20 protein-coding genes are annotated in these 23,314 nt (G+C 64.4%); 18 read left to right on the top strand and 2 right to left on the bottom strand.

The window, feature by feature from the left end:
* Nucleotides 1-777: a DUF481 domain-containing protein gene (locus MRBLMS1_RS00820; protein ID WP_485877185.1), complete on the bottom strand. Its 777-nt coding sequence runs from the start codon at nt 775-777 to the stop codon at nt 1-3.
* A 245-nt stretch (nt 778-1,022) separates the two neighbouring features.
* Between MRBLMS1_RS00820 and MRBLMS1_RS00815 the strand changes: the two genes are divergently transcribed.
* The 17 genes from MRBLMS1_RS00815 to MRBLMS1_RS00735 all read left to right on the top strand — a co-directional run bounded on the left by MRBLMS1_RS00815 (nt 1,023) and on the right by MRBLMS1_RS00735 (nt 21,160).
* Nucleotides 1,023-1,709 (top strand): winged helix-turn-helix domain-containing protein, encoded by a 687-nt coding sequence (locus MRBLMS1_RS00815; RefSeq protein WP_034755791.1) that lies wholly within the window; start codon nt 1,023-1,025, stop codon nt 1,707-1,709.
* Nucleotides 1,702-3,054: a sensor histidine kinase gene (locus MRBLMS1_RS00810; RefSeq protein WP_485877184.1), complete on the top strand. Its 1,353-nt coding sequence runs from the start codon at nt 1,702-1,704 to the stop codon at nt 3,052-3,054. The genes MRBLMS1_RS00815 and MRBLMS1_RS00810 overlap by 8 nt, the downstream gene beginning before the upstream one ends.
* A 187-nt stretch (nt 3,055-3,241) precedes the next feature.
* Entirely contained in the window at nt 3,242-3,631 is a 390-nt protein-coding gene (locus MRBLMS1_RS00805) for a hypothetical protein (protein ID WP_485877183.1), read from the top strand.
* A gap of 183 nt (nt 3,632-3,814) precedes the next feature.
* Nucleotides 3,815-4,903: an acyltransferase family protein gene (locus tag MRBLMS1_RS00800; RefSeq protein WP_485877182.1), complete on the top strand. Its 1,089-nt coding sequence runs from the start codon at nt 3,815-3,817 to the stop codon at nt 4,901-4,903.
* Nucleotides 4,904-5,065: 162 nt separating this feature from the next.
* Nucleotides 5,066-5,968 carry a DUF535 family protein gene (locus MRBLMS1_RS00795; RefSeq protein WP_485877181.1) on the top strand — a complete coding sequence of 301 codons (903 nt, stop codon included), beginning with the start codon at nt 5,066-5,068 and terminating at the stop codon, nt 5,966-5,968.
* A 112-nt stretch (nt 5,969-6,080) separates the two neighbouring features.
* A complete protein-coding gene (gene hemB, locus MRBLMS1_RS00790; RefSeq protein WP_485877179.1) occupies nt 6,081-7,055 on the top strand; it encodes a porphobilinogen synthase in 975 nt (324 codons plus the stop codon).
* 114 nt (nt 7,056-7,169) lie between these two features.
* Complete coding sequence (locus MRBLMS1_RS00785) at nt 7,170-8,513, top strand: MBL fold metallo-hydrolase (protein WP_485877177.1); 1,344 nt, start codon at nt 7,170-7,172, stop codon at nt 8,511-8,513.
* Between the two features lie 56 nt (nt 8,514-8,569).
* Nucleotides 8,570-9,091: a peptide-methionine (S)-S-oxide reductase MsrA gene (gene msrA, locus MRBLMS1_RS00780; RefSeq protein ID WP_485877175.1), complete on the top strand. Its 522-nt coding sequence runs from the start codon at nt 8,570-8,572 to the stop codon at nt 9,089-9,091.
* 10 nt (nt 9,092-9,101) lie between these two features.
* The gene (locus tag MRBLMS1_RS00775) at nt 9,102-9,920 is read left to right on the top strand and encodes a helix-turn-helix domain-containing protein (protein ID WP_485877173.1); all 819 of its coding nucleotides are present in this window, start codon (nt 9,102-9,104) and stop codon (nt 9,918-9,920) included.
* A gap of 175 nt (nt 9,921-10,095) precedes the next feature.
* Nucleotides 10,096-11,436 (top strand): MFS transporter, encoded by a 1,341-nt coding sequence (locus tag MRBLMS1_RS00770; protein WP_485877171.1) that lies wholly within the window; start codon nt 10,096-10,098, stop codon nt 11,434-11,436.
* Nucleotides 11,437-11,449: 13 nt separating this feature from the next.
* On the top strand, nt 11,450-13,114 hold the full coding sequence (locus MRBLMS1_RS00765; RefSeq protein ID WP_485877170.1) for an FAD-dependent oxidoreductase: 1,665 nt from the start codon (nt 11,450-11,452) through the stop codon (nt 13,112-13,114).
* Nucleotides 13,115-13,215: 101 nt separating this feature from the next.
* Nucleotides 13,216-13,401 carry a DUF2783 domain-containing protein gene (locus tag MRBLMS1_RS00760; RefSeq protein WP_034755818.1) on the top strand — a complete coding sequence of 62 codons (186 nt, stop codon included), beginning with the start codon at nt 13,216-13,218 and terminating at the stop codon, nt 13,399-13,401.
* A complete protein-coding gene (gene hmgA / locus MRBLMS1_RS00755; protein WP_485877168.1) occupies nt 13,398-14,702 on the top strand; it encodes a homogentisate 1,2-dioxygenase in 1,305 nt (434 codons plus the stop codon). The genes MRBLMS1_RS00760 and hmgA overlap by 4 nt, the downstream gene beginning before the upstream one ends.
* A gap of 174 nt (nt 14,703-14,876) precedes the next feature.
* Nucleotides 14,877-16,070: a sigma-54 interaction domain-containing protein gene (locus MRBLMS1_RS00750; RefSeq protein ID WP_485877166.1), complete on the top strand. Its 1,194-nt coding sequence runs from the start codon at nt 14,877-14,879 to the stop codon at nt 16,068-16,070.
* Nucleotides 16,071-16,304: 234 nt separating this feature from the next.
* Nucleotides 16,305-17,384 (top strand): LLM class flavin-dependent oxidoreductase, encoded by a 1,080-nt coding sequence (locus MRBLMS1_RS00745; RefSeq protein WP_485877164.1) that lies wholly within the window; start codon nt 16,305-16,307, stop codon nt 17,382-17,384.
* Between the two features lie 28 nt (nt 17,385-17,412).
* Nucleotides 17,413-18,567, top strand: a complete 1,155-nt coding sequence (locus tag MRBLMS1_RS00740) for an LLM class flavin-dependent oxidoreductase (RefSeq protein ID WP_139089279.1) — start codon at nt 17,413-17,415, stop codon at nt 18,565-18,567.
* A 220-nt stretch (nt 18,568-18,787) separates the two neighbouring features.
* On the top strand, nt 18,788-21,160 hold the full coding sequence (locus MRBLMS1_RS00735) for a TonB-dependent receptor (protein ID WP_485877162.1): 2,373 nt from the start codon (nt 18,788-18,790) through the stop codon (nt 21,158-21,160).
* Between the two features lie 120 nt (nt 21,161-21,280).
* Here MRBLMS1_RS00735 and MRBLMS1_RS00730 read toward each other — a convergent pair whose 3' ends face one another.
* Nucleotides 21,281-22,333: an ABC transporter substrate-binding protein gene (locus tag MRBLMS1_RS00730; RefSeq protein ID WP_485877161.1), complete on the bottom strand. Its 1,053-nt coding sequence runs from the start codon at nt 22,331-22,333 to the stop codon at nt 21,281-21,283.
* Nucleotides 22,334-22,558: 225 nt separating this feature from the next.
* Between MRBLMS1_RS00730 and MRBLMS1_RS00725 the strand changes: the two genes are divergently transcribed.
* On the top strand, nt 22,559-23,308 hold the full coding sequence (locus MRBLMS1_RS00725) for a class II aldolase/adducin family protein (RefSeq protein WP_485877159.1): 750 nt from the start codon (nt 22,559-22,561) through the stop codon (nt 23,306-23,308).
* The last annotated feature ends 6 nt before the right edge of the window (nt 23,309-23,314 follow it).

Genomic DNA, 23,314 nt, shown 5'->3' with positions numbered 1-23,314 from the left:
TCAGAACGAGTAGACCAGGGTCAGCGAGGTTTGCGTATCCGTGTTCTTCTTGTCGTCCGGCACGCGCGTGTCGTTGCGGGCGCTGAAGGCGGCCTTCATCTGCATGGTGCCGTTGATTTTCGTACTGAGGGCCGTTTCGGCGATCGAGTGGGTGTTCGAGGTGCCCCGTTCCACGCTGACCGTCTGCGTGAACATGGCCGACTGGCTGATCTTCCACTTCATGGCGGCCGCGCCGCGCACCGTCAGGCCGTGTTCCGATTCGCCCGCGTCGTTGGTGCCGCTGAAATAGCCAGGACCGAATTCCACGTCGACGCTTTTGTCTGTCGACTGGTACCAGCGCGAGCCATGACCGACGGCCAGGGTCGAGTACTTGGTGTAGGCGCCGAACTTGTCGTTCACGTGCGAGGCCAGCACGAACAGCTTTTCATGGTCGGCCATCAGCTTGTACGCCGCCTTGGCGGAGGCGGAAAAGCGTTCGGCCGAGCGTTCGCGCACTTTCTCGCCATCGTCGTTCGTCGTTTCGTCTTCCTTGAAATAGCCGCTGAAGATGTACTGGTTGCTCCAGTCATCGAGTTCCTGGCGCGCGTCGATCTTGCCCGTGACGGAGGTGCCGACCGTGTTGCCCGAGGTGGTGATGGCGCCCAGTTCTGCGGAAGTGCTCCAGCTGCCGATGGGGATTTCATCGAACAGCATGCTTTGCTTGGTGTCTGCGGCGGCGGCACCGCCGCAGCTGATGGCCATGGCCAGCGCCAGTGCGAGAGAGTGGGTCGATTTCATGGCTGTATCGGTTTGTGGCGCGCGCCAGGCGCGCCTGATGTTCGTTAGTGGCAGTGATGGTTTGCAGGCCGCGGCAAGCCGGGAGGCGCCGATAAAAAATGCGCGCGCGGGCGCGGCCAAACATTGTCGAGGCTGTATTGTACCCGACCCTGCGATCGCGCGTCGCACGCGGCGGGGCTGGCAAGTGGCGCGCGCCTGGCGTATGCTGCGCCTATTTGCTGCCTGATCTTTACAAGGAATTCCCCGTGCGCTGCCTGGTCATCGAAGACGAAGCCGAAACTTCCCGCTATATCTGTGCCGGCCTGCGCGAGGCGGGCCACGACGTCACCGCCTGCGACAATGGCATCGACGGCATGCGCCTGGCCTGCGGCGAAGACTGGGATGCGCTGGTGCTCGACCGCCTGCTGCCCGGCGAGATTGATGGCCTGGCCATCGTCGCGCGCCTGCGCGGCATGGGCCGCAACACGCCGGTGCTGGTGCTGTCGGCCCTGTCCAGCGTCGACGAGCGTGTGCGCGGCCTGCGCAGCGGCGGCGACGATTACCTGTCGAAACCGTTCGCCATCGACGAACTGCTGGCGCGCATCGAAGCACTGCTGCGGCGTGCCGCGCCCGTGCCCGAATCGACGCAGCTGCAGGTGGCCGACCTGGTGCTCGACATGCGCACCATGCGCGTGACGCGCGCCAACCGGCAGATCGCCCTGCAGCCGCGCGAATTTCGTTTGCTCGAATACCTGATGCGCCACCAGGGCCAGTCCGTCACGCGCGCCATGCTGCTCGAAGCCGTGTGGGACTACCATTTCGACCCGCAGACGAACGTCATCGACGTGCAGGTGAGCCGCTTGCGCACCAAGGTGGACAAGGAATTTTCGCCGCCGCTGATCCATACGGTGCGCGGCGTCGGCTACACGCTGGGCGTAATCGACAGTGCGTAACTTGCACCGTTCGATCGCGGCCCGCCTGGCGCTTGGCTATGGCGTGCTGGTGGTCGTGTCGATCAGCATCGTCTGCGCCGTGTTCTATTTCGGCACCATCGGCGTGCTCGATCGCAGCGTGGACCGCAAGCTGGCCCTGCTCTCGGAGCGCCTCGCCGCGCTGTACCTGCAGGGCGGCAGCAGCCGCACGACGGCGGAAATCGCCCATCTGCTCACCGACCGCACCGACAGCGACACGGAGATCTTTTTGCTGGTGGACGCCGATGGCCGCCGCGTGGCGGGCAATCTGTCGTCCTGGCCCGACGTGGGCAGCCCCGTGGGCCACCTGCTGCACCGCGACGTCACGCGCGAAGGGCGCAGGGTGCCAGCGCGCATGCTGATCCGCGACCTGGCGGGCGGCGCGCGCCTGTTCGTCGGGCGCGACATGGAAGAGGGCAAGTCGATCCGCTCGCTGGTACTGCGCTCGCTGGCCTATGGCGGCGGGGCGGCCATCCTGCTGGTGGTGGCCGGCGCCTGGCTGTTCCGGCGCCAGCTCGAAGCGCGCATCGGGCAGATCCGCCGCACGGCGGGCGAGATCGAGGCGGGCGACCTGAGCCGGCGCATTCCCGTCTCCAGCGAGGATGAATTCGGCTTGCTGAGCCGCGACATCAACCGCATGCTCGACCGCATCGAACACCTGATGGAAGGCGTGCGCCACGTGTCGAACGCCATCGCGCACGACCTGCGCACGCCGCTGGGCCGCATCCGCAACAAGCTCGATGGCGCCTTGCGCCAGCAGCAGGGCGTGGCAGGCTACGAGAGCGCGGCGCAGGCGGCCATCGACGACATCGACGACCTCACGCGCGTGTTCGACAAGCTGCTGCAGATCGCGGCGGCCGAATCGGGCATGCGCCCCGAGAATTTCGACGACATCGACCTGCATCAGATCGGCGCCGACATCGTGGAAATGTACGAGGCCACGGCCGACGAGCAGGGCGTGCTGCTGGTACAGTTGTATGGCGACGGCGTGCCGGCGCGCGGCGACCGCAATCTGCTGGGCAGCGCGCTGGCCAGCCTGGTTGACAATGCCATCAAGTACGCGGGCCCGGGCGCCACGGTGGAAGTGTCGGCCGGCAGCGATGCGCATGGCAACTGGCTGGCCGTGCGCGACAACGGCCCCGGCGTACCAAAGGAAGAACTGCCGAAACTGACGCAGCGCTTTTACCGGCTCGACAAGAGCCGTCACTTGCCCGGCAATGGCCTGGGCCTGTCCATCGTCGCGGCCATCGCGGCCCTGCATGGCGGCAGCCTGGAGATCGAGGATGCGGCGCCGGGCTTGCGGGTGAGGCTACGCCTGCTCAACTGAATGCCCCGGCTTGCGCCTGCGTCGTGAGGCGCGGCCCTTCCGGTGATACTGACTGGGCGGTTTCAACCCGAATGATTTGCATGAAGGTTTGTACCGGGGGTTGCTGAGGTTTTTCGGAGGGATTTTGCTCTTCAGTTTCCGCCGCTAGCCATGGATACTCGTCTATTTTGCGGCAGTGACTGTCGCCGTGCTCCTCGCTTTCAGCTTGCGCGGCGACAGCGGCGGCGTCACGTCGCTGGCCTTTGTCGTCATGGGCCTGTTGCCTGCGCTGGTGTGGTTGGCAGCGTGGTGGCGCCCAGCCATACTGGAAAACAGTTTCTATGCTTATGTTGGCGATATCTCTTATGCCGTCTACCTGCTGCATTTGCCTTTGGCAATCCTGTTGCAAAAACCACTGAGATTGATGCTGCCGAGACCCGGGATTTCCAGCATCGCGCTCAAATCCCTGATCTTCAGCGCCCTGTTGATAGCGCTAAGCACCGCCAGCTTTCGTTGCCTTGAAATGCCGGCCCGCCGCTGGCTGCTGCGCCGGTTTCGCAAAGATGGCAGACAACAGCTTCCTTTTCCTGCCCGCTAGCGGCCTGCGATTTGTAATATTTGACATAAAATTATATTTTTATATATTTAAAAAGATATTAATTGATATTTTTACATCCATGTGAAATAGTCTGACTTGAGGCGATATCGCTGTCGGAATCTACCGCCAAGAACGCTGCCTAGTCAGGCAGCATGCCGGAGCTTTTATTCATAGGGGTGTGAGATGGGAAATGCAGTGCGGGCTGGCGCGATGGCAGGCGGCCGCGTGGTATCGCTGGACGGCATACGGGGCATCGCTGCCCTGTTTGTCATGGTGTACCACCTGCCGACCATTTTCGGTTTTCATGTTCCTCATGCCTATCTGGCGGTCGACCTGTTTTTCATGCTCTCGGGCTGGGTTATGGCCTATAGCTACGAGGAACGCATAGGCCAGGGAATGGCATTCAGGCAGTTTGCATTGCAGCGCTTTGCGCGCCTATACCCCTTGTATGGCGTGGCGCTGGCATTGGGATTTTCGTTTGCATTGGTCAAATACCTGTTTGGCACGCCGACGGCCGCGACCCTGGCATGCATCGTGCCAAATAGCGTCATGTTGCCCTGCATGCTAGATGACCCTGAAAACTTTCCATTGAATCGTCCCGCCTGGAGCATTTTCGTCGAAGTGGCCATCAATCTCGGCTGGTATTTTGTCGTGCGTTTTGGAATGCGCACCATGCGCTGGAAATTCGCCTTGCATCTGGGTTCAGTGCTGCTGTGCTGGGGCACGGCCTACATGGTCGAGCGTTTCTTGCGCGGTTATACGCCCGCGGATGTGACTGAGGGGCTGCTGCGCGGCCTGCTGGGTTTCTCGGGTGGCGTGCTATTGTTTTATTGCCGCAAGCAAGCCTGGATACTCGCCTATTTTGCGGCGCTGTCCCTGGCCATCCTGCTGGTCTTTGGCCTCAAGGGGCGCAGCGTCGAGCTGATGCTGCTTGCCTTCGTGGTCATGGCCCTGTTTCCGGCGCTGCTGTGGCTGTTGGCCGCCCTTCGTCCTGCTGTCCTGGAAGGCAAAATATCGGCCTTCCTCGGTGACATTTCCTATGCCGTCTATTTATTGCATGTTCCCCTGGGCCTGATTCTTGTCAATCCCTTGCTGCGCCTGGTGCCAGGCGCCGGCCTGGTGCCGACCGCCATCCGCGCCGCATTGTTCACCGGGGTACTGATTGCCGTTTGCAGCCTCAGCTACCATCGGCTGGAAAAGCCCGCGCGGCGCTGGCTGGTGGCCCGTTACGGAAAGCCTGGCCGGCCGCTGGGCGCTGCGGCGGCACCCTGAGCGTCCAGGTTTGCCAGCGGCACATTACCAACTTGTAACCCCCTTCGTTTTCACCTCCCCCTATCATCCGCTCTACCCGGCGTAGAGCGGCTGCCAGCGTGCAGCCGCCTGTTCCGGGCTGCCTGCGGCCGTCGCCGCGTCCTTTCCAGTAGAGCCGTTTGCATGCATACTTTTACCGCCACCGGCGACAACGCCGCGTCGCAGCAGGCGCCACTGCGCCAGCATGGCCACCGTATCAAGGCCGCGCTGGGGGCCATCGTCTTTCCCCGGCAGCGCGCGCGCTGGCAAGCGTTCATCGCCGCGACGCCTGGACTGCCGGCGCTGGCGCAAGCCCATCCCAGTCTGCTGTACAAGATTTATCGTCCCTACGCCAGCCGCCAGTTCGGCTGCGCGGCGCGGGTGGACCTGCTGTGCGGGCATTACCGCTTCCTGTGGCAGGCGGGCGCGCGGCCGCTGGTGGAGTACGCCGCGCGCCGTGCGCTGGTGCTGGCCGCCATCGAGGGCAAGGATGGCGCCACTTACCGCCTGAAATTGACGGCCATCCGCGACAGCCACCGGGAAGGGGAGCTGTGCCTGCGCCTGACGCGCGACGGCGTGCCGCTGTACCTGGCCAGTTTCCTGTTCCGCCCCCAGCCAGGCGGCGCCGTCATCCAGCTGGGCGCCTTGCAGGGCTTGCGCTCGCCCGCCGGCGCGCAGGCGGTGAAAGAGGCCACGCGGGCGCTGCATGGCTGCCGGCCGAAAAACCTGATGGTGGCCGCCTTGCGCGACCTGGGCGACTTGTTCGGCTGCGGCCATCTGGAACTGGTCAGCAACGCCAACCGCATCGCGCTGAACTGGCGCCGGCGCAGCCATATCTCGTGCGACTACGACTTGGCGTGGCATGAACTGCATGCGCAGCCCGCCAGCGGAGGCAATTTCCGCCTGCCATGCGGCCCTTGCCGGATGCCGGACCTGGCGCTGGTGCCGTCGAAGAAGCGGGCCGATGCGCGCCGCCGAGGCGCCATGCTGGTGCAACTGGCGGCCGACATGCGCTGGCAAGTGACGGCCCTGCTGCACGCGCAATGACGGCGCAGGGCGGTGTTTCTTGATTTGCGCGGCTTTTTTGCCGGGCGGTCCGGCGCAACTGGCGCGATCGGCGTATACTTATCGGCGTTGTTAACCCGAAGCCAGTCACTCCATGCCAGCACAATTCCCCACTTCGCGCATGCGCCGCCTGCGCGCGACCCCGCAACTGCGCGAGCTGTTCCGTGAAACCGAGATCAATCCGCGCGACCTGGTCCTGCCGATCTTCGTCGACGAAGGCAGCAGCGATTTCATCGACATCAAGTCCATGCCCGGCGTGCGCCGCATTCCCGAAGCGAAGCTGGCGCAGGAAGTGGAGCGCTACGCGCGCGCCGGCCTGCGCTCCGTCATGACCTTCGGCATTTCGCACCACAAGGATAGCCACGGCACGGACACCCTGAACCCGGACGGCCTGGTGGCGCGCATGTCGCGCATCATCAAGGACGCCGTGCCGGAAATGGTGGTCATGTCCGACACCTGCTTCTGTGAATACACGGACCACGGCCATTGCGGCATCCTGCATGGCGACACGGTCGACAATGACAGCACGGTGCTGAACCTGGGCAAGCAAGCCGTCATCGCGGCCCAGGCGGGCGCCGACATCATTGCCCCATCGGCCGCCATGGATGGCCAGGTGGCGGCCATTCGCAGCGCGCTAGACGCGGCCGGCTTCCACGACACGCCCGTGATGGCGTATTCGACCAAGTTCGCCTCGGGCCTGTACGGCCCGTTCCGCGACGCGGCCGGCAGCACCCTCAAAGGCGACCGCAAGACGTATCAGATGGACCCGATGAACCGCCGCGAAGCGATCCGCGAATCGCTGATCGACGAAGCCGAAGGCGCCGATGCGCTGATGGTCAAACCGGCCGGCGCGTATCTGGACATCATCCGCGAACTGCGCGAAGTGACGCGTTTGCCGATCGGCGCCTACCAGGTCAGCGGAGAATACGCGATGATCAAGTTCGCCGCACAGGCCGGCGCCATCGACGAACGCCGCGTGGTGCAGGAAACCCTGGGCGCCATCAAGCGCGCAGGCGCGGACATGATCTTTACGTATTTTGCGATGGATGTGCTGAATAATCCGTACTGAGGTTTGTCTCTGGCGCGCCGTTAGCGTTCTTTTTACCCCGAAGGCAAAGTCTGGGGTCGGACCCGCAGGGTCCGACCCCGGTATTTCCGCCGTTGGGTCTTCTCCGCTTTTCCCATGCCCCTGAAAATCTCCCGCATCCTGCACGCCGGCTATGTCTTCGAATGCGAAGGCACGGCCATCGCCTTCGACCCCATCGTCGAAAATCCGTTCAGCCGCAACTGCCACGCGTTTCCGTCCGTGCGCTTCGACCTGGACGCCGTGCGCCGGCTGCGCTGGGATGCCGTCTTCATCTCGCACTTCCACGACGACCACTGCTCGCTCGACAGCCTCGATGTGCTCGACCGCACCACGCCCATCTATCTGTACTGCGTCTTCGACGAACTGTTCGCGATGCTGCGCGCACTCGGTTTTACACAGGTGCAGCGCCTGCACGTCGACGTGCCCGTGCAGGTGGGTGCCATTGAGGTGATTCCGCGCCGCGCGCTCGATGACGATGTCGACTCGCTGTTCCAGGTGCGCGCGGCCGGGCTGAACGTGCTCAATGTCGTCGATTCCTGGATCGGCCCCGAGACGCTTGAACAGCTGGCCGCCTTTGCGCCGTGGGACATGGTGCTGTGGCCATTCCAGACCATGCGCGAGATCGCCGTCATCGCGCCGTCGCAAGCGCAGCCTGGCCCCGTCGAACTTCCCGACGACTGGGTGCCGCAGCTGCGCGCGCTGGCGCCACGGTACATCGTGCCCAGCTCTTGCCAGTTCGTGCAGGAAGACTGGTCCTGGTACAACCACGCGATGTTCCCGATTACCTACCGCCGCTTTGCCGATGAAATCGGCGCCGCGCTGCCCGAGGCGCACATTTTCCGCCTCGATCCATCGACGGCCGTGCTGCTCGACGCGCACGGCGTGAGCAGCGCCGAACCCTTGCCCTGGGTGGTACCCGTGGGCCTGCAAGATGTGGATTTCGACTACCGTCCCGAGGCGCCGCCGCCCGCCACGGCGGACATCGCGCGCCGTTTCGCGCCCTTGAGCGATGCCGATGCGGCGCTGGTGCTCGATTTCTGCCGCCACGGTTTGCTTGAACGCTACCGCGACATGGAGCTGCCCGAGGACAGCTACTTCCAGCAACCGCGTTTGTGGCGATTGTCGCTGTACGGCCATGACGGTGCGGCCACCGTGCTCCATTACCGCACGCACGGCGACTTGATCGACCTCGTGCCGGAGACGGGCGAGGCGCCCGGCTGGACCACCGAGCTGCCGCTGGTGAAATGCCATGCGGCGCTGGTGCTCGGTGAATCGCTGACGTCGATGTACATGCGCATCAACGATGGTCCTTTCGATGCCGAAGCGCGGGCGGAGCTGGCGGAAGCCGACATCGTCGACGACCCGCTGATCCGCTGCCTGTTCAACGACGCCATCGGCGCCTACCAGGCGGCGCAGCTCAAGCGCTTGCTGGCCCGCTGAAGAAAGTCGCGCGACAGGGTAAGATAGCTGCTTCTGACTAGAACGGGAAAGACACCATGGCACAAGACAATGCACAAGGCAATGAAACGGCGATCCTGGCCGGCGGCTGCTTCTGGGGCGTGCAAGACTTGCTGCGCCGCTATCTGGGCGTGATCGCCACGCGTGTGGGCTACAGCGGCGGCGACGTGGCCAACGCCACCTACCGCAACCACGGCACGCATGCGGAAGCGATCGAGATCATTTTCGACCCGGCCACCATCAGCTACCGCAAGATCCTGGAATTTTTCTTCCAGATCCACGATCCCAGCACGGAAAACCGTCAGGGCAATGACCGCGGCACGAGCTACCGTTCAGCCATCTATTACACGAACGACGAGCAAAAAAGGGTAGCCGAAGACACCATCCGCGACGTCGACGCTTCCGGCCTGTGGCCAGGCAAGGTGGTGACGGAAGTGGCGCCGGCCGGCCCGTTCTGGGAGGCGGAACCCGAGCACCAGGATTATCTGCAGCGTTTGCCGCACGGCTACACCTGCCATTACATCCGGCCGGACTGGGTCTTGCCGCAGCGCGGGCAGTAAGGACGCAGATATGCGTTACTGGCGCGTCGAACGGCGGCAGGCGGAAGGGCAGCTGGACTTCGGGCGTACCCTGGAGTTGATGGCTGCCATCGGCCATGCCGACGTGAATGCGGTCGCCGGGGCCATCCTGAAAACGGTCAGCACGGTCGCACCGATTGCCCAGTGCACGATCTTTGCCTATGAATTCGGCAACCGGCCACGGACTGTCGCCGTGGCCGACCGGCGCGGTGGACGTTTCCTGCAAGATATTGCCGACAGCTACGCGCGCCATTACTACGCGCTCGATGGCAACCAGCGCGTGATCGCGCCGGCGCCGGGGCGGAAAATCGATCCCGCCATCGTGCTGCACCAGCAAGCCAGCGACGAGATCGACCATCCCGGCTACCGCGCCGCCTGCTATCAAAAACCGAATGTCTCGGACCGGCTATCCCTGCTGGTGCAGCCGGCCGGCGATATCTGGCTCTCCGTCAATTTCTACCGCGACAGCAGCCAGGGCCAGTTCCAGCCTGGCGAAGTGGCAGGCATCGAAACCCTGTCGCCGCTGTTTGCCCATGCCGTCAAGCATCACTACAGCCTGAACGGCCAGGCGACGCAAGGCGTCGCGCCGATGATGCTGGCAAGGCTGCGTCAGCATTGCCCCGCTTTGAGCAAGCGCGAACTGGACGTGCTGCGCTGCGTGCTCGAAGGCCTCACGGCCGTGGAAATCGCCGAGATCATGGGCGTGCAGCAGTCCAGCGTGACGACTTACCAGAAGCGCGCCTATAAACGCCTGGGCATTTCCAGCCAGCGCCAGTTGTTCGCCCTGTGCATGGCGCCAGCGCCTGTCTAGTTCCTTGGACGTAGCAATGGCTCCGCCTTTCTGACTGTTTTGGCCGCAAAATGTCCCCAAAATGGGGACAGCCGGCGGCATCGTCGTCTGCATACTGTGTTGCAAGCCGGGATCACCCGGCCGCTCTCACCCAATAAAAACAGCAAGGGGAGGGCGACACCTTATGGAGACAAGCATGACCATCGCCAAAGCGGCCACCCCCGCCACTGCGCCCGTCCTCGACGCGGCCGCCAATCAACTGGAACAGCAGGTGATGCGCAAGGTATCGCGCCATCTGCTGGGATTTCTGTTCCTGCTGTTCGTTTTTTCCTTTCTTGACCGCATCAACATCGGCTTTGCCGGCCTGACCATGATGCAGGACCTGGGGTTGCGCGGCACCCAGTTCGGCTTTGCCACCACCCTGTTTTACATCGCCTATATCGCTTGCAGCATTCCCAGCAACATCGTGCTGGCGCGCATCGGCGCGCGTAAATGGATAGGCAGCATGATGATCGCCTGGGGCCTGGCCTCGACGGCGACCCTGTTCGCCAGCGGCCCGGCCAGCCTGTATGCGTTGCGCTTCCTCGTCGGCGTGACGGAGGCGGGCTTCCTGCCCGGCATGCTGCTGTACCTGACGTACTGGTTTCCCAGCGCCTACCGGGCACGCGCCAATGCCCTGTTCATGATCGCCATGCCTGTGACGGCCGCCATCGGTTCGGCCTTGTCGGGCCTGATCCTGGGCCTCGATGGGCACTGGGGCTTGAAGGGCTGGCAATGGTTGTTTTTGCTCGAAGGCATGCCATCCGTGTTCCTGGGCCTGGCCGTGTATGGCTACCTCGATGATGCACCTGGCAAGGCGAACTGGCTGAGCAAGCTGGAACAGCAGGTGCTGGCGCGCATGCTGGCGGCCGAACACAAGCCGGTGGCTCCCCGGCACAACACCTCGGTGATGGCGGAAATGCTGTCGCCCACGGTATTGAAATTCGGCGTCGCCTATTTTTGCCTGGTCAACACCCTGGCCATGGTGGCCGTGTGGACACCGCTGATCGTGAAAAGTTTTAACAGCAACGCCAGCAACACGCAGATCGGTCTGCTGGCGGCCATTCCGCAAGTGTGCACCGTCATCGGCATGATTGCCTGGGGCCGCCGCTCGGACCGCTTGCAGGAGCGCCGCTGGCACATCGTCTGGCCCATGCTGCTGTCGGCCGCCGGCTGGCTCTTCACCGCGTACTCGGCCAATCCCATCGTGCAGCTGCTGGGCGTATGCATGGCATCGACGGGCGCGTACACGGCCATGTCCATCTTCTGGACCACGCCGGACCGTGCCCTGAGCCTCGGTGCGCGCGCCATCGGCATCGCCGTCATCAATGCGACGGGCAATATCGGCTCGGCCCTGAATCCCGTTGTCGTGGGCTGGCTGAAGGATTTCACGCACAGCTTTGCCACGGGCTTGCTGTACGCCAGCGTGCTGCTGGTGGCGGGCGCGGCCATCGTGCTGACCCTGCCCATCGCCCGTGGCGGCAAAGAACAATCTTGAAGAGGACACCATCATGAGCGACACGTTCCACCCTTATCCCCATGTGCCGAAAGTGTATCCGCCCGGCAAACCGGCGGGCGCATCGACGCAACATGTTCCTGTGTTGATCATCGGCGGCGGCCCCGTGGGCCTGGCCACGGCCCTGGGCCTGGCCCGCCACGGCGTGCGCTGCGTGCTGATCGAGGCCGACGATGGCGTGTGCACGGGCAGCCGCGCCATCTGCATCTCGCGGCGCAGCCTGGAAATCATCGAACGCCTGGGCGCGCTCGACGGTTTTATCAGCAAAGGCTTGCCGTGGGCCGGTGGGCGCAGTTTTTACCGCGACGAGGAAGTGCTGCATTTCACGATGCCGCAAGACGCGAACCAGAAGCTGCCGCCCATGGTCAACCTGGCGCAATATCATATCGAGCAATTCCTGCTCGACGCGGCCGAACGCCAGCCGGAACTGATCGATATCCGCTGGCAAACGCGGGTGACCGGCGTGGACCGGCGCGCCGATGGCGCCACGGTCACGGTTGCCACGCCCGACGAAACCTACCAGATTGACACGGACTGGCTGGTGGCGGCCGATGGCGGGCGCAGTGTCGTGCGCGAGGCGCTGGGCTTGAAATTGCAGGGCACCAGCTATGAAGGGCGCTATGTGATCGTCGATATCCACCTGAAGAGCGACCGTCCGACGGAACGGCTCGCGTATTTCGACCCGCCGTCGAATCCCGGCTCGACAGTGCTGGTGCACAAGCAGCCCGACGATATCTGGCGCATCGACTATCAATTACGCGACGACGAGGATGCGCAGGCGGCCGTGCTGCTGGAAAATGTGGCGCCCCGCGTGGACAGCCTGCTGGCCATGATGGGGGAAACCGCGCCGTGGCATCCCGTGTGGATCACTATCTATAAAGCCAACGCGCTGACGCTGGAAAAATACCGGCACGGTCCCGTGCTGTTCGCGGGTGATGCGGCCCATCTGGTGCCCATCTTCGGCGTGCGCGGAGCGAACTCGGGCATCGACGATGCGGATAACCTGGCCTGGAAGCTCGCCTACGTGGTCAGGGGCCAGGCACCGCATGCCTTGCTGGACAGCTATTCGGATGAGCGCGTGTACGCCGCTCATGAAAACCTGCGCCACGGCACCAAAAGCACGGAATTCATGGCGCCGCCCACGTTCGCCTTCGATCTCATGCGCACGGCCGTGCTGGGGCTGGCGGGCAAGCACGCGCACGTGCGCTCCTTGATCAACCCGCGCCAGACGAGCGCCATCGCGTATGCGCAGTCGGCCTTGAATACGCCAGATAGTGCGACGTTTGCCGCCGGTCCCGCACCGGGCACGGTCTTGCCCGAGTGTCCGCTGGCGCTGCTGCACAACGGCGGGCAGAAAGCGGGGTATATTACCGATCTGGTGAACCGCACTGATGGCGATTTCACGGGGCTGTACTTCAGCGACGATGGCTGCGTGCCTGCGGAATTGCTTGCGCTGGGCGATACATTGCCGTTGACGACCGTGGCGATCGCCCGCAGTGGCGTGCAAGGCGCCTGGGACCACACGGCGCAGGTATTTTCGCTGTTCGACGCGCAGCCTGGCAGTTTTTACCTCGTGCGTCCGGATGGCCATGTACTGGGGCGCTGGCGGCAAGTGCGGGCGGAGCAGGTGGTTGACGCGCTGGCGAAAGTTTTAAACTGAATAAACCCAACAGCTGAACGGCTGGGGTCGGACCTTCAGGGTCCGACCCCGGAATTGGCAAGGGGTTAAAAATGGCGATAGCCAGAGAAGAGGCAAAAAACATGACCGACATCGAACTGGACAATCTTTACACCGAGCTGTGCCACACCATGGGCGGCCTGGGCGAACAGCGCTCGCCCCTGTTCCTCGCACGCTTCGCCTTGCTGGCCATGGGCGCCATCGGCAAGGCCGACGTGGTACAAGGCTTGCTGCGCGACGCGGCCGACGGCCTGGCGGAGCGCGCATGATAGGCGCTGGCTACCAGAGCGGCTTCGGCAACGAATTTGCCACGGAAGCCATCGCCGGCGCCTTGCCACAGAGGCAGAATTCGCCGCAGCAGGCGCCGCTGGGCCTGTACGCGGAACAATTGTCAGGCACGGCCTTCACGGCGCCGCGCGCGCAGAACCGGCGCTCGTGGCTGTACCGCATCCGTCCCGCCAGCCAGCATCCGCCTTTTACCTTGTTGGCCAACACGCGCATCGTCAGCGATTTCCACGCCATGCCTTTCACTCCGCCGAACCAGCTGCGCTGGGATCCGCTGCCGCTGCCCGACAGCGCGACACCAACGGACTTCATCGACGGCTGGCAAACGATGGCCGGCAATGGCAGTGCTGAAACCATGAGCGGCTGCGCCATCCACGTGTATGCAGCCAACCGCTCCATGCAGCGTTTCTTTTACTCGGCCGATGGCGAATTGCTGGTCGTGCCGCAAGAGGGCCGGCTGGCGATCGCCACGGAACTGGGCTTGATCGAGCTGGAACCGCAGGAAATCGCCGTGATTCCCCGCGGCGTGCGTTTCCGCGTGACTCTGCCGGACGGCACCGCGCGCGGCTATGTGTGCGAAAACTTCGGCACGGCCTTCCGCCTACCCGACATGGGGCCCATCGGTTCGAACGGCCTGGCCAATAGCCGCGACTTCCTCACTCCGCACGCGGCCTACGAAGACATCGACGGTGCGTGCGAACTGGTGGCCAAGTTCGGCGGCCATCTGTGGCGCACGACCCTCGACCATTCGCCGCTGGACGTGGTGGCCTGGCATGGCAATTACGCGCCCTACAAATACGATTTACGCCGCTTTAATGTCATCGGATCGATCAGCTACGACCATCCGGACCCGTCGATCTTCCTCGTGCTGCAGGCACCGAGCGAAAATCCGCTGTTCGGCGCGATCGACTTCGCCATCTTCCCGCCCCGCTGGCTGGCCGCCGAACACACGTTCCGCCCGCCGTGGTTCCACCGCAACGTGGCCAGCGAATTCATGGGACTGATCCACGGCGTCTACGACGCCAAGGCGGCCGGCTTCGTGCCGGGCGGCGCCAGCCTGCACAACTGCATGTCGGGCCATGGCCCCGATGCGCAGACGTTCGAAAAGGCGTCGCATAGCGACACGTCGGCGCCCGTGAAGGTGGCCGATACCATGGCCTTCATGTTCGAGACGCGCACCATCCTCAGGCCGACGCCATTCGCCTTGAATAGCGAACTGCTGCAGAATGACTATTTCGAGTGCTGGCAAGGCTTGCGCAAGCATTTCGATCCCGACCAGGCATAGTCAAATGGCGGTCTAGCGGCCCGCGCCAGCGTGTGCGGGTTGCTGGGCAGGCCGCATTGCCTGCTTGCTTGCCGCAGCAAGGTTCGGGTCCACGCCCCGCATATGCAAAATCCGGATAAGCTAGCGCGGCACCATTCGTTCACGCCTGCGGATGGAGCGCGGTATAGTCGGCCCATGGAACTCTTAGCCCACAATTTCAGCAGCGATTTCGCGCGCAGCGCCCACCTTGCCCGTGGCGCCGGCGATGACGGCGACAGCGAGGCGCTGGTCGCCTTCCGCGACCCGCAGCAAATGAGCTTGCTGGTGCGCGCCACGGCCTTTGTCTTTGCCGATCCCCGTTCGCGCCAGTTGCACGAACTGATCGAACGTATCGCCCCCAGCGAGGCGACGGTGCTGATCACGGGCGAAACGGGAACGGGAAAAGAACTGATCGCGCGCCACGTGCACGGCTTGAGCGGGCGCGCCGAACAGACCTTTGTGGCGATCAACTGCGGCGCGTTTTCCGAAACCCTCGTCGAGAGCGAGCTGTTTGGTTATGAAAAAGGCGCGTTTACGGGCGCGCAGCAGGGCAAGCCGGGCTGGTTCGAGACGGCCAGCGGCGGCACCCTGTTCCTCGATGAAATCGGCGACCTGCCGCTGGCGATGCAGGTCAAGCTGCTGCGCGTGCTGCAGGAGCGCGAAGTGGTGCGCCTGGGCGCGCGGCGCGCCATCCCCATTGACGTGCGCCTGATCGCGGCCACCAACGTGGACCTGGCCGAAGCCGTGCGGGCAGGGCGCTTCCGCGAAGACCTGTATTACCGGCTGCAGGTGATCGGCCTGCCGCTGCGTCCCTTGCGCGAGCGTCCGGGCGACATCATGCCGCTGACGCGCCACTTCATGGCCATCTATGCGCAGCGATTGCACTTGGGCGAGGTGGAACTGGGCCCCGATGCGCAGCAGGCCTTGCTCGCTTATCCATGGCCGGGCAATATCCGCGAACTGGAAAACGTCATGCACCGCGCGCTGCTCGTATGCCGCAGCGGCGTCGTGCGGGACGAGGACTTGAGTTTGTCGGGCTGGCACCGCGCGCCTGCCGCCGCACCTGTCTCTGCGCCTGCTCCAGATGCGTGGGCTGGCGGCGCCGACATCGCGTATGCGACCCATGGCGCGGCCGGGCAGGACGACTTGTTGGCCGCCGAGCGCTTTGCCCGCGCCTGGCAAGCCTTGCTCGACTCGGGCGAAGCCGTGGAGTTCGAAGCCATGCAGCAGGAACTGGTGCGCGCCGCGTGGGAGCGCAATGAGCGCAACCAGGTACGCACGGCCAGACACTTGAACCTGAGCCGCAACATCTTGCGCACCTTTTTGAAAAAGGCGGGCGCCATCGATTAGGTGCTCGATGGGCATCCCGGAGCCGGACCCGCAGCGATGCGGCTCCGGCTTTTTTCATGGCTGCTGCGCGCGCAACACATTGCTGCCGTGGCTGCAGTCGATTGCTGCGCAAGCAGCAGTTTCGGGCGCCGATGGGTAGCCAGCGCATGGCATGTTTTCTGCTAGGAGGGAAGGGCAGATCGCTACGCACGATGCGCCGCGACCTTTTCTTCGACCCACGACAGGAGTCCATGCATGACCATCGAATTCATCTGGCAATTGCCCACCAGCGGCGACGGCCGTTACGCGGCGCCCGGCATCACGCGCCGGGGCGAACGTGCGGCTGGCGCGCCCAGTCCCTTGCAGGCGGGCGTGAGCGACCCGCGCGGCGCGCGTCCGCCCTTCAATTATTTCGACTACCTGCACCAGATCGCCCGCGCGGCCGATCTTTCGGGCTTCGATGGCATCCAGATACGCCACGATACGCAGGGCGATGAAAGCTGGATCGTCGCCGGCTACCTGGCCCGCAGCACGCGCCACCTGAAACTGATCGCAGAATTCGACGCGGCCTGGGGTTCGGCCGTGTATGCGGCGAAGAATGCCGTTAGCTTCCAGCGCTTTACGGGCGGGCGCCTTGCCTGGCAGATCGGTCACGGCGGCGATGCGGCAGCGCGCCGGCGCCAGGGCGATACCGTGCCGGACGCCGATATTCTGCCCCGCATCGATGAATTCATCACGGTGGCGCGCGGCGTGCAAAGCACATCACCGTTCAGCTTCAAGGGCAAGTTCTTCGAGGTGCAGGACGGCGGCTTCAAGGGGCCGCTGGCGAACCACCCCGTTAACACCATCTATTTGACCGGTGAGTCGTCGGAGGCGCTGGCCCTGTCGGCGCGCCAGGCCGACGTGCACGTGTTCGATGCGGCGCCCGTGGAGGCCCTGCAGCCTTCCATCGCCAGTCTGCAAGCGCAGGCGCGCCAGCTGGGCCGCACGGTGGCGGCGGGTGTGCGCATCGACGTGCTGGCCCGTGAAACGTTCGAGGAAGCGCTGCGCGACGCGCGCCGCTACCGCAGCGGGGCAGGACTGCCTGACGATGCGCCATTCGATGCCGGTGCCGCAGCCTTCTGGCCAGGCTTTGCGCAAGCGCAGACGGGCGCCCGTGGCGCCCTGGTCGGCAGCTATGCACAGGTCAGCGCTGCGCTCGAGGCCTACGCGCAGGCGGGAATCTCCAGCTTCGTGCTGGCCGCCATCCCCCATTTCGAGGAAGCCTACCGCATCGGCGAACATGTGCTGCCCCGTGTGCGGGCGGCTTTGTACACGCAACGGCAAGCGGCCTGAATCCCCTAATTTGAAGGAGTACCACTACATGGCAATCGATTTTTTCTGGCGCATCCCCACGCATGGCGAACCGAGTTCGCACCGCGCCCGCACGCCGTTTCGCGGCGACTGGTTTCCCGGCAATGACAACTTGCGCCAGGCCGGCCTCGGTGGCGGCGGCGCCGATGGTTTTACCTACATCGACTATCTGGCGGAGATCGCCCGCGCGGCCGAGCTGTCGGGCTTCCAGGGCGGTTTGATTCCGTCTTTCCCCATGACGGATGAACCGTGGGCCATTTCCGCGCTGCTGGCGCGCGAGACGAGCACCTTCCGCTTCATGATCCCGTTCCAGCCCGGCTTTTTGAATCCCGTGGTAGCCGCGCGCATGACGGCCAGCCTGCAGCGGGCCACGGGCGGCCGCGCCCTGTACAACGTGATCACGGGCGGCGGCGGTCCTTCACAGCTGTGGTGGGGCGATTCGGCCGGCCACGACGACCGCTACACGCGCACGACGGAATTTCTCGACGTGGTGCGCGGCGTGTGGCGCGGCGGGCCGTTTTCCTACCAGGGCAAGTTCTATCAGGTGGAAGACGCGGGCCTGGCCACGCCGCTGTCGGAGCAGGATTTCCCCGAGATTTATTTTTCGGGATCTTCGGACGCGGCCCTCGGGTCGGCCTCGAAACACGCCGATTACTACCTGACGTGGCTGGAACCGTTCGAGCAGCTGCGCGAGAAATTCGCCCGCGTGCATGAAAAGACGGCGCTCTTGGGCCGCAAGATCAAATGCGCCGTGCGCGTCGACATCGTGGCCCGCGCGACGGAAGAAGAAGCGTGGGACGAAGTGCGCAAGGGTTTTGACGCCGTGGACCCCGCCACCCTGCGCCAGTTCCTCGGCGCCGATGGCGGCGATTCCGTGGGCGCGGCGCGCCAGCGGGGCAACCGCCCGACGACCCTGAACAGCTATAAGGACTTGATCACGGCGCCGAACATCTGGTCCGGCTTCAACCTGCTGCGCGGCGGGCAGACGCAGGGCATCGTCGGCAGCTACCAGCAGGTGGCCGAACGCCTCGACGAACTGGTGCAGCTGGGTGCCGACGCCTTCATCCTGGCCAGCACGCCGCACCTGGAAGAAGCGTACCGGGTGGGCGAGGAAGTGCTGCCGCTCGTGCGCGGACACACGTCGGCACTCTTGCGCGCTGCCTGATCCTTTCCCTGTTGGCGCGACAGCAGCGTCACCGCCTGCTGTCGCGCAGGCAGCACGCGGCGGCGGCGCTGCTGCCAAATCAACAGCACTATCATGATGATAGTCTTCCTTTGAAATCAAGCACTTGACGACGATTTTCTGCGCTGCGGCAGCGGGCATGCCCCTTGCAATAACAGTCATCACCATCTCGCGTTTTGACTTTACTCAAGGATAATCACCCATGCGCCGTTCGACTGCCCCCGCCGCCGTTTCTTCTTTCCCCTTTCATTTGACGCCAGTGCGCCGTGCGCTGCGCTCGGCCTTCGCCATCGGCGGCCTGATGCTCGCTTCCAGCATGGCCCATGCCGAAGCGCCTGGCGCCGATGTCATTGCCGCGGCCGACGCGAACGGCGGGGGCGAGGGCGCCTCCCTGCAATCGGTAACGGTGACGGCGCAAAAGCGCGAGGAATCGGCGCAGAAGGTGCCGAGCGCGATCACGGTCCTCGGTGGCAAGGAGCTGCTCGACACGGGAATCGGCCGCTCGGCCAGCGAAATCCTCAATTACGTGCCGAACGCCTCGGCCGGCACGCAGCAGCATGGCCGCCCCCGCTGGTGGATACGCGGCGTCGGCGCGGGCCAGCAGCAGATCGATTTCCCGAATCCCGTCGGCTTCTATCTCGACGACGTCTACATCAGCAATTCCAGCGCCACGGGCTTTCCCTTGTTCGACCTGGACCGGGTGGAAGTGCTGCGCGGCCCGCAAGGCACGCTGTGGGGCAAGAACACGACGGGCGGCGCCATCAACGTCATTTCGCGCAAGCCTTCGTTCAAGTCCAGCGGCTACGCCAAGCTTGACTACAGCAGCTACGACACCAAGCTGGCCGAAGGGGCCATCGGCGGCGCGCTCGTCGACGAGGTGCTGGCGGGGCGCTTGTCCTTCCACACGGAGCAGCAGGACAAGGGCCGCTTCCAGAACCAGTTTACGGGCGAGCGCGATGGAAAACTCAAGGACAGCGCCATCCGCGGCCAGCTCAAGGCCCTGATCGGGCGCGACCTGACGGCCAATTTGAACCTGCATTACCGCGACTACACGACCAAGGGCGCCACCACGACGGTGGCCAGCTATGGCGCCAATGGCGTCTACCGTAATGGCTACATCCCCAGCACCAATCCCGATGACGTGAGCACGAACGCGCCGGCCGACAGCGACGTGAAGCAGGGCGGCGCGCAGCTGAACCTGGAATATGCGCTGGGCGAGCTGACCCTGACGTCGATCACGGGCTATGAAAATTTCAGGAACGAAGCGACGGGCGACAGCGACAACACGCCGCTGGAAGTGGGCCGCAGCCGCTCGAAGGCCAGCAGCCGGCAAGTGTCGCAGGAGCTGCGCCTGACGTCGCCGCAAAACGGCGCCGTGAGCTGGGTGGCGGGCCTGTTCTACTTCAATGAAAAGATCGATTCCGATTCGGCTGGCGCGCGCCTGCCCAACGGCACCGTGCCGGCGCTGGCGGGCAGCACCCAGCCTGTCGGCTACAACCGCACGATCTACCAGCACAAGGCGCGCAGCGCGGCCATCTTCGGCAGCACGACCGTCAACTTCAGCGAACAGTTCCTGTCCACCTTTGGCCTGCGCTGGACGACGGAAACCAAGGACCTCGATTTGCAGCGCGTGCAGGCCGCATCGAATACGGTGACGTTTGGCGACGCAGCCAGCTGGTGGAACACGGTCCGGGGCGGCAATTACGCGGCCGCCTCGGTGGCCAACAATAACTTCACGTCGAATCCTTCGACCACGTGGAACGCGCTGACGTATGACGTGACACCCGAATACCGCTTCAGCCGCACCTTGCGCGGCTATCTGAAATACGCGCATGGCATCAAGTCGGGCGGCTACAACACGAGCGCCACGGATGTGCGGGCACTGAACACGGTCAAGCCCGAAACCCTGAATTCGTTCGAGGCGGGCATCAAGTCGGAGTGGCTGGACGGGCGTTTGAACTTCAACGCCAACGTTTTTCACTATGACTACAAGAACGTGCAGGTCAATATCACGGGCGTGTACAACGGCGACCCCACGCAAAGCGTCAATTACCTGCAGAACGTGCGCAAGGCCCATGTGAATGGCGCGGAATTCGAGATCGAGGCGCAGCCGACGGACAATCTGCACATCAACGCCAATATCGGCCTGCTGCGCACGGAATTCGACGATTTCGCCATCCAGAACAATGGCGGCGACCGCTCCGGCAATGAATTCGTGCGCTCGTCCCACGTGACGGCCTTGCTGGCGGCCGATTACCGCTACCCGCTGGGCAATGGCGCGCAGCTGGTCTTCAGCGGCGACGTGCGCTACACATCGAAGCAGTACTACTATGTCGACCCGCAAAACGCCGCGCGCGACCTGCTGAACCAGGGCGGCTTCGCGCTGGCCAATGCGCGCCTGTCGTATGTACTCCCGGGCGGCAAGCACCGCATCACGGCGTATGCGAACAACCTGGCCGACAAGGTCTACCGCAACCACACCTTGACCAGCTTCGTGCCGGGCGCCGTCAACGGCGACACCGTCATCATCGGCCAGGGCCGCACGGTGGGGGCGTCGTACACGATCCAGTTCTGATGGCGATTGATTGATGTGAAGGCCGGCAAACTCGCCGGCCATTTTTTTGATCAGGTAGGCCGGCCTGGCGCAGCGGTAGGTCGGCTTAGCACAGCGTAAGCCGACAACACCACTACCGCATCAAGCCGCCACCCGCAGCAGCGCCGCCAGCCGCCGCTGCGCCTCCTCCAGCGGCCGCCGGTCGATCCAGCTTTCGATATCCACGTCGCGGTCAAGAAAACCGTGCTGCAGCTGAAAATCCTTTTGCTGGCGGAACAGCGCCACCTTGTCATCGGACAGGTCGGGCGCCAGGGCCAGGTGAAAACCGTCGCGATAAGCTTCGGCCACGGCGTCGGCGCCGGCCCGCGTCTCGCCCTGCAGGATGGCCAGCACGTCGGCCTGGTGGCTGCGGGCCCAGTGCGCGGCGCGCAGTGTCTGCGTCAGGAAGCGCACGACCAGCTCGAAATGCTGCTCCAGCATCGTTTCATGCACGGTGATTGGGCGCGGCGTGCCGTTGTTCACGCGGAAGCGCCGGTCGGGCAGGGCGTCGATGTCGATCCCCACTTCCAGTCCCGCCGCGCGGGCCGCTTCGGCCGCCGCCGCGCCTTTTACGTAGACGGCATCGACTTCGCCGCGCAGCAGCGGCGCGATGCCTTGCCACAGTCCCGCGCCGAGATTGGCCGATGCCTGGGCGTCGGCTCCCACTTCCACCAGCCGTACATCATCGAGCGTGAGGCCGGCCGACGCCAGCACGCCCTTGTAACCGGCCAGGCTCATGCCACGTGCGATGCTGCGCCCGCGCCGGTTTTCGCGCAAGTCCTCGGCGCGGAACGCTGGCAGCGCCAGGCGCTTGCCCTGCAGCTGCGCCGGTGTCGTGATGCCGGAACCGGGGCGCACGAGGATGGCTTGCCACTCATCGATCCACGTCAGGCCGATCAGGCGCGTGGGCGCCCCTTGCGCGCGCGCGGGCAGGGCCAGCAGGTTTCCGCCTTCGCGCACGAGCGTGGATAAGCCGTGGTCGTAATGGTGGCGCGCCAGTTCGCCGCCCACTTCCTGCAGGGTTTTCAGGGCGATGCCGTCGCGGGCGAATTCCTCGTCCAGCCAGCCCAGTTTGTAGGCCAGGCCCGTCGCCGTGGGCACGGGGCAGCGGGTGAACCAGACGGTATCGACGGCGGGAGATGGTGCGGTAGTCATGGGATTCCTTGGTGATGGGTGGAGCCTTGAGCCGTGCAGGAAACGTGCCCGCGCCGCTTGCTGGCTTGCCGACAGCGCGCTTCCACAACGCTGCTGCCACGCCAGCAGCCGCTGTTGCGCAGGCAGCAGCGCTTCACCATTTTCGCGGCCCCGGCGCTGGCACGCGTCTTGCGAAAGTACAGGCATGACTGATTCGTACCTCAACCTCAAAGACTGGAGCATGACATGACGGACGTGGCACAAGCGGAAGCACAACAAGTACAGGCGCAGGATCTGACGGCGACCGAACTGGCCTTCGTCGAGCAGGTGCGGCGCGACGCGCAGATCGCCTTCGACGGCTTGCGCGAGACGGGCAGCCTGACGGCCAACGGTACGGTGGGCTTTGTCGAGCGCACCCCTGGCGGCGACAAGGTCGTGGTGGTCAACGATCCGGGTCCGTTCCGCCGTGGCCAGGCATTGAAGGCGGCCGTGCTGGCGCTCGATGGCACGGTGATCGTGGGCGACGCGAACAACGGCGGCGCGCGTTACTTAAAACTGTTCCGCGAACGGCCCGAGGTGACGTCGATCTCGCACGTGCATTCGCCGTCCCTGGGCGCGTGGGCGCAGACGCACCGCACCCTGCCGATCCGCTACGTGCCCGTGCAGCGTTTCCAGCTGATCCGCGAAATTCCCATCTATATCGACCGCCGCCAGCCGGAAGTCGATTTCATCCTCGGCGAAATCGCGCGCAATACGCATGCGACGGCCATCCTGGAAGCGAATGGCGGCGCCACCGTGTGGGGCAAGCAGGGCTTGCTGAAGCTGGCCGAATTCATCCTGCTGCTGGAAGAGGGCGCGCAGATACAGATCGCGGCCGAAGCCATCGGCGGTTCGCGCGACTTCGGCCCCGGCGTGCTGCTCCAGCAATGGAAGATGAGCAAGCTGATCGACACGGCGCGCGCCTTGTCTCTGCTGCCTGCCACCGACCTCGTGTAACCCTTT

This window comes from Massilia sp. LMS1-1-1.1 (assembly GCF_040815535.1).
Taxonomy (GTDB): domain Bacteria; phylum Pseudomonadota; class Gammaproteobacteria; order Burkholderiales; family Burkholderiaceae_D; genus Janthinobacterium; species Janthinobacterium aestuarii.
The sequence above is the reverse complement of the archived record's forward strand: the minus strand, read 5'-3'. Positions and strand labels throughout refer to the sequence as shown.

Excerpts from the sequence above, each read along its gene's own strand:
- MRBLMS1_RS00820 (WP_485877185.1), bottom strand. The coding sequence starts at position 777 with ATGAAATCGACCCACTCTCTCGCACTGGCGCTGGCCATGGCCATCAGC.
- MRBLMS1_RS00800 (WP_485877182.1), top strand. The coding sequence starts at position 3,815 with ATGGGAAATGCAGTGCGGGCTGGCGCGATGGCAGGCGGCCGCGTGGTA.
- MRBLMS1_RS00795 (WP_485877181.1), top strand. The coding sequence starts at position 5,066 with ATGCATACTTTTACCGCCACCGGCGACAACGCCGCGTCGCAGCAGGCG.
- hemB (WP_485877179.1), top strand. The coding sequence starts at position 6,081 with ATGCCAGCACAATTCCCCACTTCGCGCATGCGCCGCCTGCGCGCGACC.
- MRBLMS1_RS00785 (WP_485877177.1), top strand. The coding sequence starts at position 7,170 with ATGCCCCTGAAAATCTCCCGCATCCTGCACGCCGGCTATGTCTTCGAA.
- msrA (WP_485877175.1), top strand. The coding sequence starts at position 8,570 with ATGGCACAAGACAATGCACAAGGCAATGAAACGGCGATCCTGGCCGGC.
- MRBLMS1_RS00775 (WP_485877173.1), top strand. The coding sequence starts at position 9,102 with ATGCGTTACTGGCGCGTCGAACGGCGGCAGGCGGAAGGGCAGCTGGAC.
- MRBLMS1_RS00770 (WP_485877171.1), top strand. The coding sequence starts at position 10,096 with ATGACCATCGCCAAAGCGGCCACCCCCGCCACTGCGCCCGTCCTCGAC.
- MRBLMS1_RS00765 (WP_485877170.1), top strand. The coding sequence starts at position 11,450 with ATGAGCGACACGTTCCACCCTTATCCCCATGTGCCGAAAGTGTATCCG.
- MRBLMS1_RS00760 (WP_034755818.1), top strand. The coding sequence starts at position 13,216 with ATGACCGACATCGAACTGGACAATCTTTACACCGAGCTGTGCCACACC.
- hmgA (WP_485877168.1), top strand. The coding sequence starts at position 13,398 with ATGATAGGCGCTGGCTACCAGAGCGGCTTCGGCAACGAATTTGCCACG.
- MRBLMS1_RS00750 (WP_485877166.1), top strand. The coding sequence starts at position 14,877 with ATGGAACTCTTAGCCCACAATTTCAGCAGCGATTTCGCGCGCAGCGCC.
- MRBLMS1_RS00745 (WP_485877164.1), top strand. The coding sequence starts at position 16,305 with ATGACCATCGAATTCATCTGGCAATTGCCCACCAGCGGCGACGGCCGT.
- MRBLMS1_RS00740 (WP_139089279.1), top strand. The coding sequence starts at position 17,413 with ATGGCAATCGATTTTTTCTGGCGCATCCCCACGCATGGCGAACCGAGT.
- MRBLMS1_RS00735 (WP_485877162.1), top strand. The coding sequence starts at position 18,788 with ATGCGCCGTTCGACTGCCCCCGCCGCCGTTTCTTCTTTCCCCTTTCAT.
- MRBLMS1_RS00730 (WP_485877161.1), bottom strand. The coding sequence starts at position 22,333 with ATGACTACCGCACCATCTCCCGCCGTCGATACCGTCTGGTTCACCCGC.
- MRBLMS1_RS00725 (WP_485877159.1), top strand. The coding sequence starts at position 22,559 with ATGACGGACGTGGCACAAGCGGAAGCACAACAAGTACAGGCGCAGGAT.